Source organism: Flavobacteriales bacterium, from assembly GCA_021296215.1.
Lineage (GTDB): Bacteria > Bacteroidota > Bacteroidia > Flavobacteriales > ECT2AJA-044 > ECT2AJA-044.
Genome location: JAGWBA010000079.1, coordinates 1 through 10,748 on the forward strand (window position 1 = coordinate 1; position 10,748 = coordinate 10,748).

Annotated in this window: 12 protein-coding genes; 6 read left to right on the forward strand and 6 right to left on the reverse strand. The window is 50.4% G+C overall.

Going from position 1 to position 10,748, the window contains the following annotated elements:
- Nucleotides 1–280 precede the first annotated feature (280 nt).
- Together sucD and J4F31_10805 are read left to right on the forward strand one after the other, a co-directional pair.
- Nucleotides 281–1,150, forward strand: coding sequence for a succinate--CoA ligase subunit alpha (sucD, locus tag J4F31_10800; protein MCE2497046.1), 870 nt, complete (start codon nucleotides 281–283; stop codon nucleotides 1,148–1,150).
- Between the two features lie 69 nt (nucleotides 1,151–1,219).
- Nucleotides 1,220–1,639: a DoxX family protein gene (locus J4F31_10805; protein ID MCE2497047.1), complete on the forward strand. Its 420-nt coding sequence runs from the start codon at nucleotides 1,220–1,222 to the stop codon at nucleotides 1,637–1,639.
- Nucleotides 1,640–1,727: 88 nt separating this feature from the next.
- Here J4F31_10805 and J4F31_10810 read toward each other — a convergent pair whose 3' ends face one another.
- Genes J4F31_10810 through J4F31_10820 form a run of 3 tightly spaced genes read right to left on the reverse strand, consistent with a single transcriptional unit; the run spans nucleotide 1,728 to nucleotide 2,827 of the window.
- On the reverse strand, nucleotides 1,728–2,111 hold the full coding sequence (locus J4F31_10810; protein ID MCE2497048.1) for a hypothetical protein: 384 nt from the start codon (nucleotides 2,109–2,111) through the stop codon (nucleotides 1,728–1,730).
- Between the two features lie 2 nt (nucleotides 2,112–2,113).
- The gene (locus J4F31_10815) at nucleotides 2,114–2,419 is read right to left on the reverse strand and encodes a hypothetical protein (protein ID MCE2497049.1); all 306 of its coding nucleotides are present in this window, start codon (nucleotides 2,417–2,419) and stop codon (nucleotides 2,114–2,116) included.
- A gap of 15 nt (nucleotides 2,420–2,434) precedes the next feature.
- Nucleotides 2,435–2,827 (reverse strand): hypothetical protein, encoded by a 393-nt coding sequence (locus J4F31_10820; GenBank protein ID MCE2497050.1) that lies wholly within the window; start codon nucleotides 2,825–2,827, stop codon nucleotides 2,435–2,437.
- Between the two features lie 49 nt (nucleotides 2,828–2,876).
- Between J4F31_10820 and J4F31_10825 the strand changes: the two genes are divergently transcribed.
- Genes J4F31_10825 through J4F31_10840 form a run of 4 tightly spaced genes read left to right on the forward strand, consistent with a single transcriptional unit; the run spans nucleotide 2,877 to nucleotide 7,130 of the window.
- A complete protein-coding gene (locus tag J4F31_10825) occupies nucleotides 2,877–3,371 on the forward strand; it encodes a hypothetical protein (protein ID MCE2497051.1) in 495 nt (164 codons plus the stop codon).
- Nucleotides 3,372–3,402: 31 nt separating this feature from the next.
- Nucleotides 3,403–4,149: a 3-oxoacyl-[acyl-carrier-protein] reductase gene (fabG, locus tag J4F31_10830; GenBank protein MCE2497052.1), complete on the forward strand. Its 747-nt coding sequence runs from the start codon at nucleotides 3,403–3,405 to the stop codon at nucleotides 4,147–4,149.
- A gap of 29 nt (nucleotides 4,150–4,178) precedes the next feature.
- Complete coding sequence (locus J4F31_10835) at nucleotides 4,179–6,254, forward strand: hypothetical protein (GenBank protein ID MCE2497053.1); 2,076 nt, start codon at nucleotides 4,179–4,181, stop codon at nucleotides 6,252–6,254.
- A gap of 60 nt (nucleotides 6,255–6,314) precedes the next feature.
- On the forward strand, nucleotides 6,315–7,130 hold the full coding sequence (locus tag J4F31_10840; protein ID MCE2497054.1) for a prohibitin family protein: 816 nt from the start codon (nucleotides 6,315–6,317) through the stop codon (nucleotides 7,128–7,130).
- Here the strand turns inward: J4F31_10840 and J4F31_10845 are convergent.
- Genes J4F31_10845 through J4F31_10855 form a run of 3 tightly spaced genes read right to left on the reverse strand, consistent with a single transcriptional unit; the run spans nucleotide 7,127 to nucleotide 10,685 of the window.
- Entirely contained in the window at nucleotides 7,127–7,990 is an 864-nt protein-coding gene (locus tag J4F31_10845; GenBank protein MCE2497055.1) for a J domain-containing protein, read from the reverse strand. The two genes, J4F31_10840 and J4F31_10845, sit on opposite strands and share 4 nt — an antisense overlap.
- Entirely contained in the window at nucleotides 7,991–9,253 is a 1,263-nt protein-coding gene (locus J4F31_10850; GenBank protein MCE2497056.1) for a DUF819 family protein, read from the reverse strand.
- A gap of 46 nt (nucleotides 9,254–9,299) precedes the next feature.
- Nucleotides 9,300–10,685 carry a SulP family inorganic anion transporter gene (locus J4F31_10855; GenBank protein ID MCE2497057.1) on the reverse strand — a complete coding sequence of 462 codons (1,386 nt, stop codon included), beginning with the start codon at nucleotides 10,683–10,685 and terminating at the stop codon, nucleotides 9,300–9,302.
- Nucleotides 10,686–10,748 lie beyond the last annotated feature (63 nt).

Consider the following 10,748-nt stretch of genomic DNA (forward strand, 5'->3'; position numbering starts at 1 on the left):
ATCCTCATCAATCTCTCAACGGAATGAGTCCTTGGTCATACAAACAGAGTAAATCTGTACAACAAATTGAATCGAATTCGATAGTTTAGAACTGTCTCATAACGGGGAAGTCTTCATCTTCATAATGTGAGAATTAGGGGTTAAGTTGTGAAAAGATAAGAAAATTATACAACGGTTGCCGGTCGGGACATCGGGAAGCGAATCACAAAAAACTTTGTTATGCTTTCGCTATGGTCTATTTTTGCCGTGGTCTGACTCAAAAAATGAAAATATAGACACCATGAGCGTACTCGTCAACAATGAATCAAAAGTGATCGTGCAAGGGTTCACCGGAAGTGAGGGAACTTTTCACGCCAGTCAAATGATCGAATTTGGAACCGACGTTGTTGGGGGTGTAACTCCGGGCAAAGGTGGCCAAACCCACCTCGATCGTCCGGTTTACAACACGGTTTCTGACGCAGTGGATGCAACCGGGGCCGATGTTTCTATCATTTTCGTTCCGCCCGCATTTGCCGCAGATGCTATCATGGAAGCTGCCGATGCCGGCATCAAGGTGATCGTGACCATCACAGAGGGTATTCCCGTTCAGGATATGTCCAAGGTGAAGCAGTACGTCGCCGACAAAGACTGTCGTTTGATCGGATCAAACTGCCCGGGCGTGATCAGCGCGGGACAAGCGAAAGTGGGTATCATGCCCGGGTTCGTTTTCCATCCTGGAAGGGTCGGAATCGTTTCGAAGTCGGGAACCCTTACTTACGAAGCTGCCGACCAGATCGTAAAGGCCGGATTGGGAATTTCAACCGCTATCGGAATCGGAGGAGACCCGATTATCGGCACTACCACTAAAGAAGCCGTAGAATTGTTGATGAACGACCCGGACACGGACGGAATCGTTATGATCGGTGAGATCGGCGGAAACTTGGAGGCATTGGCTGCCAATTGGATCCAAGAGAACGGTACCAAGCCCGTTGTTGGATTTATCGCCGGGGAAACTGCACCGGCCGGACGTACCATGGGGCACGCCGGAGCTATCGTAGGTGGAGCGGAGGATACGGCTCAAGCGAAAAAGGCCATCATGCGCGGCTGCGGTATTCATGTAGTTGATTCTCCTGCACACGTCGGCAAACGTATGGCCGAAGTGTTGGGTTGATCCGCAACTAAGAAAAATCATTTTTTACGGGCTTAGAGCGTACTAACTTCAAGGTAAAATCCTGTAGTTATGAAAGCTCGAATCTTCAACATCATTGGGTGGTTTTTCGCCCTCTTGCTCTTTGCCCTTTTTGCCCTCTCAGGTGCCTCAAAGATATTTCCGATCGAATTTGGCGGTGAGGTAACTTCCGTCTTTTGGGATATGCGTTTCGCCAGCTGGGAACTTCCCGTTTGGTTTCAGTACTTCGTTCGCGGTCTCGAGATCTTGGGGACTATCGGACTCTTGATCAAAGGTCTTCGCGCCTATGCCGGAATTGGTTTTACGGCCCTAATGATCGGTGCTATTGGGGTGTACCTGACTAATTTGGAACCCGGAATGATCGTTCGCCCGATCGCGCTGGCTCTTATGGCTTCGGTTGTGACCTGGGTTCGCCGTTATGAGTTGTTCTACTTTATGCGATCGCCGGCCGATGATCTCGATTCGAACTGAGACGTCTGTGAGCCTTCGAAAAACGACGGAACCTATCCATCCAATGGCTCCAAAGAAGGTCATTAGGCCAAATACCTTTTCATGGCCCTTAGGGCCCGGATACGTATCGAGTAAGTACCCCCATGGCCGGGCTTATAAAGACGTCCGGGGTGTAGCCTAGGAACGAAATGATCCCAACGGCCGTTCCCGTTAAGACTATTGGGATCTCTCCTTTGTTCATGATGGCGAAATAGACCCCGCGCAATCCGTAGATACCGATCAGGGCCGTACTCAAAAGGGCAAAGGCAATGAAGGCAGCACCCGAGTAAAGACCGAAATAGATCAGTAATCCGGCAGCGATGGCAAATACCGGCCTAAGCCAAATCGCCACCGTGGCGACTCCGGCAGCTTTCACTTGATCCATTTCCGGTACTTCATTGGCGAAGAGCGAATAGTCGTCCGTTATCTTGTAACCGACGTAGGCGCAGATCACGATCAGCGATTGAAGCCAAACCGATGGTTTTTTATAAGCTGCACGATCTCTGAAGTTCTGACGTAGTGGAGTCGTTTTTGGATTTTATTCTTTGAATTGGGGATTCCGTAGTAGGCGAAGAGTCCCGCGCTGAAAACGATCACCGAAGTGAGTAACAAGACTATTTGAAAGTTTTCTCGGCGTTGCACGGGGGCAAAGGCACCGAGGTCTCGTGAAAACCAAGCGAAGAAACCGACCGCACAGGCACTTACTAAGGCAGCCACCAAGCCTCGTCCGCCCTCGAGAAACCCAAAGGCCTTTCCCTGCATCTCTTTTCCTCTCCACTAACGAGTGGCCTGTATAAGTGCTGCCCAAAAAAGGAAAATGGTAGTAAAACCCCAATAGCCGTACAGAACGAGCAACCCGTTATAGTCGGGAATGGCAACGGCGTAGAACCCTCCCGCGCTCGTAGCCCAGAGTCCGACCGAAAGCAAATGCCTGGCCTCGAACCGATCGGCCAGCGGACCGCCGAGAACATAGGAGATCATGGCTACGATACCGGAGACGGAGAAACAAGACCCCAATTCGAAGTTATTGACGTCGTAGACTTCCAAGATCGTGGATCTGAAAAAGCGTACCAATACGAAGGGTAAGAAGAAGATGATCTCTCCGACGAAGATCAGGATGATCAACGGCCTGTAGCGGGCCGATAAGAGGCTGTTGAGTATTCGACTCATGTGGTTAAAGTACACTATTTTCGTCAGGCATCTTTACTACCTTGGCCGTATGAGCGTAAAGCATCTGATCCTTATTCTTTTTACGACTTTTTCGTTGGCGAGCTCTGCCCAGTCGGCCTTATTGTTGGTCAAGAAACAAGGGACGGCGAAAATGGAGCGATTCGAGATCGGAGATAACGTAAAGATCATTACGCCAGGGGGGGAGTACCGAGGCATCCTGGGCAGCATCACGCCGAAGGCGTTATACATTAGCAGCGAACGGGTACCGCTCGATTCGATCTACAAAATCCGGAAATTCAATATGGCCGTAATTGCTAACGGATTTACCGTGTCGATGGCGGGGGTTGTCTTTGCCGGGATCGTAACGGTAAACGCGCTCATTAATGGTGAAGTGCTTGGATTAGAGCAGGGGAGTTATCTGGTTTCGGCCGGATTCGTAGCGGCCGGACTCATCATAGCGCGGCTGGGCTATAAAACCTATAAGATCGACGGAAAATGGCACCTCGAAGTCATTGATTTTACTCGCTTCGCCGAACCTCCATAGAATATTATCTTTGCCCTTTAAACGCAACCGAATGAAATTACTCGAAGGAAAAACAGCATTGATCACCGGTGCTTCCCGCGGAATCGGGAACGGCATCGCACACGAATACGCCAAACAAGGCTGCAACGTCGCTTTTACCTACCTCAGTTCCGTGGAGGCGGGCGAGGCTTTGGCAAAGGAACTTTCCGCCTACGGCGTGAAGGCCAAAGGGTACCGCTCCGATGCGGCTCAATACGATCAGGCCGAAGAGCTCGTGAAGAACATACTCGAAGACTTTGAGACCATCGATATCTTGATCAATAATGCCGGGATCACCAAGGACGGACTCCTCATGCGCATGAGCGAAGAAGATTGGGACCGCGTGATCGAAGTGAACCTGAAATCCGTGTTCAACCTGACCAAGGCCGTTCAACGTACCATGCTTAAAGCGCGCAGTGGTTCCATCATCAATATGAGCTCTGTCGTAGGGGTCAAAGGAAATGCCTGTCAGGCGAATTACGCTGCGTCAAAAGCCGGAATCATCGGTTTTAGTAAATCCGTAGCACTTGAATTGGGATCGCGAAACATTCGTTGTAACGTCATCGCTCCGGGATTCATCGAAACCGAAATGACCGGAAAACTCGACGAGGCCACTGTTCAAGGATGGCGCGACGCCATTCCACTCAAGCGTGGAGGTACGCCACAAGACATCGCCAACGCCTGCGTATTTTTGGGATCCGACCTATCTACATACGTCACCGGACAGGTGTTGAATGTCGACGGAGGAATGCTCACGTAATAATTGGCCTTAAAAAGGGTTGAACCTATATGCAATTAACGCTCAGTTACCCCTGGGTGGCCGTACTCCTCTGCGGTGCCTTGGGGATCGCATACGCCGCTTTACTTTATTACCGCGATCGCCGATTTGAGGGGATTTCCCAAGGATGGCGCTGGCTTATGGCCATTCTGCGCACGGTTTTCGTGGCGTTCCTGGCGTTCTTCTTGCTCGAGCCCTTTCTGCGTTTTACAGAAGTCACCCGCGAAACTCCGCTGATCCTGATCGGTCAGGATGCTTCACGCAGCATTGCCGAAGGAGATTCGGATTTCGATTTTGGCGCCTGGCGGCGCGATGTGCAAGCCCTCGCCGATAATTTGTCCGACGACTACGAAGTGCGGCTTTTTTCCTTCGGCGGAACGGCTACTGAAGGCCTGGCCGACTCGCTGACTCAGCCGCTCACGAATTATTCGAACTTGTTGACCGAATGGACCGATAGATACGCACACCGCAATATCGGGGCACTCGTGATCGCCACGGACGGACGCTTCAATAGAGGTGGAGACCCGCGTTACCGCGCTCAGTCGTTTGACGCACCTACCTACACCTTGGCCTTGGGCGATACGGCGCAACGGCGCGACGCGTTCTTTGCCGAGGTGCGACACAATGAACTCGCATTCCTGGGGAATCGCTTTCCGGTGCAAGCGGTGATTCGAGCCAACGGAATGGCCGGATTCAAGTTGGAGGTGTCCTTGTCCTCAGGTGGCCGAGTCATCGAAACGGCCGAACTGGAGCCCGATGTGGATCGATTTACTCAAACGGTGGACTTTGAATTGTCGGCCGGAGCTATTGGCCTGCATCGCTACACCTTAGTCGTCAGTAGTTCTGTTGAAGAGCAAAATACGGGCAACAACGCTTCTGAATTCTACGTGGAGGTTATCGATACGCGTCAGAAGATCCTATTGCTTGCCTCGGCTCCACACCCTGATTTGGCGGCGTTACGAAGCGCTTTGCAACAAAACGAACGTTACGAAGTAGATCAGAAATTCATCGGTCGCGATGTGTTCGCTCTTTCCGATTACAACTTATTGATCCTCCACAAACCCGACTTTAGCCGCGAGCAATCGCTTTGGTCAAATATTCAAAACTCCGAGGTACCCGTGTGGACCATTACGGGGGCTCAATTGAGCAGAAGACCCGGAGCACCATGGCAACCCTTGGTGGATGTTACACAGCAGGATAAAGAAACCGACGAGGTGAATCCGGCCGAAGTGAAGGGATTCACGCCCTTCCAATTGGAAACCGAAACGTACACTTGGTTCCGAAACGTACCGCCACTTACCGTGCCCTTTGGTGAGGTTTCGGCAAACCCGGGGATTGAGGTGCTATTGCGTCAAAAGGTCGGTAACATCGCAACGGAAAAAGCGTTGGCCGCGTACGGCGATCGGAGCGATCGTCGCTGGGCCGTAGTTTTGGGAGAAGGCATTTGGCGCTGGCGTTTGGCTGATTATCAGGTGAATAAGACCCACGAACATTTCGATGACTGGGTGCTGCGTTCGGCGCAATACCTCGCTTCATCAAGCAATCGCGAGCGCTTCAGGGTTGAAGGCGACCGTTTATTCGATGAGAATCAGTCTGTGGCCCTGCGGGCCGAAGTGTACAATGCTTCATACCAGCCCATCACCGATCCGGAGGTCCGCATCGTCATTCAGGACGAGGAAGGAAAAGAGTATCCGTTCACATTTTCGCGAAGAAACAACGACTTTGCTTTGAATGCAGGAGTCTTGCCTGTTGGTACGTATACCTGGGAGGCCCGGACCGATTGGGGAGGCGAGTCATACGTCAAGAGGGGGGCATTCACCGTGCGTGCACTTGAATGGGAGCAACGCGATCTTCAGGCCGACCATGCCCTGCTGAAACAGTGGGCCGAAGGAACCGGAGGTGCACTTGTGGCTCCTGCTGACATTGTGACATTGGAAGAGATCATAAGGGCCGATGAGTCCGTGAAACCCGTGCTATACGAGCAAAGCGTGCTCGAAGAGTTGATCGAACAACGCTATCTTTTCTTCATTTTACTCGGGTTCATCTCCTTGGAGTGGTTTTTGCGAAAAAGGAATCGGGGATACTAATCAGCCCATTAGGGAGAAACCCTTACCTTTGTAGAAATCGCTTTAAATAATCTTTAGCATATGGACCCAAGACTGCGGAGTTTAGTCATTGTCGCCGGAATTGGTGTGTTCGTCCTCATTTTGTTGTGGTCGAGTATTACCGTTACGATCAATCCGGGAGAAAAAGGAGTTCTTTTCCGTCGATTTGGTGGAGGACTCGATAAAGAACAGGTTTTCAATCAAGGTTTCCATTTCATTGCGCCGTGGAACAAGATGTTCGTCTACAACGTCAAGATTCAAGAGGATAAGTCGATCATGCAGGTGCTGTCAAAAAATGGTTTGACCATTAAGGCAGAGATCAGCTATCGATACAACCCCGTGCCTTCTCGAATCGGATATTTGCACGATGAGGTGGGCAAGAACTACCTCGAGACCATTATTATTCCCGAAATTCGGTCGGCCACGCGAGAGGTGATCGGTGAATACCTTCCCGAGGAGTTATACAGCACGAAACGCGAAGCAATACAGGTGGAGATCTTTAATCGAACCTACGCTAAAATGGAGGAGAAAAACCTCTTCCTCGATGCCGTTCTAATTCGCGAAGTAGAGCTTCCTACAAAACTTCAACAGGCCATTGAGCGGAAGCTCGAGCAGGAACAGGCGGCCCTGGAGTATGAGTTTAAACTCGATCGCGCTAAAAAAGAAGCGGAGCGTTTGCGCATCGAAGCTCAGGGTAAATCCGATGCAAATATTATTTTAAGTCGCTCGCTCAACGAAAACATTCTTCGCGACAAGGGTATAGAAGCCACGATGAAGTTAGCCGAGTCACCCAACTCAAAAGTGGTGGTCGTGGGTAGTGGGAAAGACGGACTACCGTTGATTCTGGGCAATAATTAATTTGTAATACTGAGCGTTAGCATCAGAGCGTTGATCGCGAGCAGTAACAAATTGATCAATGTAAGATTCACCGCGACCTCGTTCTTGTCTTTGTAGAAGAACGTTAGAACGGAAACGCCCAGTAACAGACTGAAGAACTTGAATCGGGCCTCTACCGCCGGATTTTTTATTCTTATCAGTTGGTCGTTCTTCAATACATCGATACCTAGCGTCATGCCGTAAATAGGACTTCGCTTCAAGCTGATGCGGTCCCCGGGCCTAATGGGGTCGACCAGTTCGAAATACACCCTGTGCTGCTGTTCGGCGGTAATGATGTGGTAGTATTCGCGGTCGCTCGGATCATTTGTTTTAGGAAAAAGATACTCCTTGGCAACTACTTGCTCCACAGGCCCAGAGGTCGTTAGGCCATAGTCGGCGAAAAAGGTGAGTGCGAGCATTAGGCTGCCTACCGAGACCCAGAGGGCGTATTTTTTGAACTTTTCGAAGTAACCGGAATCCTCTTTAATGCGTCTGAGGTGCTTTAGCCAAGCTCGCTGCCGATTGCGTTCGTAGTCCCTATTGCGTTCCGCCTCGGTCTTGTATCGTCCAGAAGAAGGATTGGGTGGATGCTGTCGAGTGTAGGAATTGGCGTCGTACGGCTTTCTCGATCGAATATACTTGAGGCCACGGTCGTAATGAGCGCGCCGGGTAGGGTCTGAAAGCGTTTTATAAGCCTTCATTACGGCAATGAACTGCTCGTGAGCCCTTTCGGAGCTATTGAGGTCGGGGTGATACTTTTTCGCCAACACCCGGTACTGCCGCTTTATATCTTCATCACGGCAATCTTCTCTAAGTCTCAGTATATCGTAATATGTTTTCACCTAGGACGATACAAGCTCCATCAATTGGGCACAGAACAGGGCACCATAGGTCCCAAGCGCATAACCCAGCACGGCGAGCAATACGCCCACTGGAGCCAGTGAGGGATGAAAGGCCGCCGCAACTACCGGAGCACTTGCCGCCCCACCAATATTGGCTTTACTCCCTACCGCTAAAAAGAAGTACGGAGCGCGTATAATCTTGGCGACGATGAACAGCAGGATCACGTGAAACGCCATCCAAATGAGTCCGACCGCCAACAACCCCGGATTGTCAAATATTTTTAGAATATCCATCTTCATTCCGATCGTTGCTACCAACACATAGATGAATACACTACCGAATTTCGATGCTCCGGCACCTTCGAGTTCTCTTGCTCTGGTAAACGACAGGGCCAAGCCAATTGTTGTGGCCAGAACCACCAACCAGAAGAACCCCGAATTCAACACCGACTTGGCCAAAGCAGGAACACTTGTAGTAATGAAGCCCGTTATTAGGTCACTTCCCCAATGAGAAAGTCCTGTAGCGAGGAATCCGACGCCTAAAATGATCATGAAATCGCGCAAGGTGGGCATGCGAGCGATACTCTTGGAGTAGGCTTCCACCTTTTGTTTTAATTCTTCTATGGCAGAACTATCGGCTTTAAGCCATTTATCGATCTGTACTTGTTTCCCAACTCCGTAGAGTAAAAAGGCCATCCAGATATTGGCCACGATGATGTCCACAAGGACCATGGCGCCATATTTTTCCGGGTTGTATTGATAGATCTCCAACATAGCCGCCTGATTCGCTCCACCGCCGATCCAGCTACCGGCGAGCGTTGACAGTCCGCGCCAAACGGCATCGGGCCCAACACCGCCCACCACATCGGGGGAGATAATGCTCATAAGCCAAACGGCGAATGGCCCTCCAAGGACGATTCCGAACGTGGCCGTAAAAAACATGATCAAGCTTTTGGGTCCAAGATTTACGATTCCGCGAAAATCGATGCTCAAGGTCATTAGTATCAATGCCGTGGGCAAGAGATAATTCTTAGCCATGGTGTATAGGCCACTGATCTCTGTGCTGATGATGTTGAAGGAGTTCAACAGGGCTGGGATCATGTAGCACATGAGAAGAGGAGGGAAGAAAGTATAGAATTTCTTCCAGCCTTTACTTTTGAACTCTGCCGTATAAAAGACGAGACCCAAAGCGGCCATTAAGAGTCCAAATACAATAGCATCGTTACTGAACAGGGGCGGATTGTTCGCGATTTCGGCTTCCATGCGATTCAAAATTTCCGCCTAAAATAGGGAAAAGAACCCGGCTCCGTCAGACCTCTGCATCCATGAGGTCTGTAACTACGTGGTAACGAGGATCATCGATGGCCTTTTCAATCACTGAACCATCGAAGAGAGGGCTTGCCTTTCTAAGAAGATCTTGGCATTCAGGGCTCAAATGTGTCAAGCGGACTTGCTTACCCTGATCGTGATACTTGTTCACTAAATTCCAAATAGCCTCAATTCCCGAGTGGTCGCTAACGCGAGATTCAATGAAGTCGATCTCTACGCTTACAGGATCCTCGCTCACCTCGAACTTCGAGTTGAACGACTGAATGGATCCGAAAAATAAGGGTCCCCAGATTTCGTAAACCTTTGTTCCGTCTTCCTTGATCCGTTTTCTGGCGCAGATCATAGTTGCGTTCTGCCAAGCAAAAACCAATGCGCTCATCACAACTCCAGTCAATACGGCGATAGCTAGATCCTGCCACACCGTAATGGCCGACACGGCGATCAAAATGATGGCATCGGCCAAGGGAATTTTGTTGAGTATTCTAAAACTACTCCAGGCAAAAGTTCCGATCACCACCATGAACATCACCCCGACCAAGGCCGCTATGGGGATTTGCTCAATTAGCGAGGATCCAAAGAGGATGAATGAAAGTAACCCAACCGCCGCTACGACTCCTGACAAACGGCCTCGTCCGCCCGAGTTCACATTGATCAGCGATTGCCCGATCATGGCGCAACCTCCCATTCCGCCAAACAAACCATTGGTCAAGTTGGCACTTCCCTGAGCTAAACATTCGCGATTACCCGAACCGCGCGTTTCGGTGAGGTCGTCGATGAGATTCAAGGTCATAAGCGACTCAATGAGTCCGACCGCGGCCAAAATGAATGCCGTAGAAAGGATCAATCCCCAATAGCCCTGCAGCGTATCGAATAACCCGAAGATTTGAAACTGAAAAACCGGTAAGCCACCGCTGAGCCCTTCACCGCCTCCGTCTCTGATGAATGACCCCACGGTCGGAACATCGAGTCCGACCGAGATGGCCAATCCGGCCACAACGACGATCCCTACCATTGCCGAGGGCACCACTTTGGTGAGCTTAGGAAGTAACCACATGATCAGCATGGTCAAGGCTACCAACGCCATCATGGTATATAGCGGGGCTCCTGAAAGCCATTCGCGCTGACCGTCGACCGTGGTCTTGAACATGCCCAACTGCGACAAAAAGATCACGATCGCCAAGCCATTTACGAATCCCATCATGACCGGATGGGGGATCAAGCGAACAAACTTACCTAAGCGAAAGAGTCCGGCCGACATTTGAACGATTCCTACGATCAACAGCGTAATAAAAAGCCACTGCAATCCTAGGTTCTCAATGGGTTCTGCAAGCTCGGCACCAACCGCATTTCCCTTTAGTTTCACCACCTGTTAATTTTGATGATTAGAAGTTAACAACCGACAGGGGCACTTTATCGCTTTCCTCGGGTT

Coding starts and splice junctions, on each gene's coding strand:
- sucD (MCE2497046.1), top strand. CDS start 281: ATGAGCGTACTCGTCAACAATGAATCAAAAGTGATCGTGCAAGGGTTC.
- J4F31_10805 (MCE2497047.1), top strand. CDS start 1,220: ATGAAAGCTCGAATCTTCAACATCATTGGGTGGTTTTTCGCCCTCTTG.
- J4F31_10815 (MCE2497049.1), bottom strand. CDS start 2,419: ATGCAGGGAAAGGCCTTTGGGTTTCTCGAGGGCGGACGAGGCTTGGTG.
- J4F31_10820 (MCE2497050.1), bottom strand. CDS start 2,827: ATGAGTCGAATACTCAACAGCCTCTTATCGGCCCGCTACAGGCCGTTG.
- J4F31_10825 (MCE2497051.1), top strand. CDS start 2,877: ATGAGCGTAAAGCATCTGATCCTTATTCTTTTTACGACTTTTTCGTTG.
- fabG (MCE2497052.1), top strand. CDS start 3,403: ATGAAATTACTCGAAGGAAAAACAGCATTGATCACCGGTGCTTCCCGC.
- J4F31_10835 (MCE2497053.1), top strand. CDS start 4,179: ATGCAATTAACGCTCAGTTACCCCTGGGTGGCCGTACTCCTCTGCGGT.
- J4F31_10840 (MCE2497054.1), top strand. CDS start 6,315: ATGGACCCAAGACTGCGGAGTTTAGTCATTGTCGCCGGAATTGGTGTG.
- J4F31_10850 (MCE2497056.1), bottom strand. CDS start 9,253: ATGGAAGCCGAAATCGCGAACAATCCGCCCCTGTTCAGTAACGATGCT.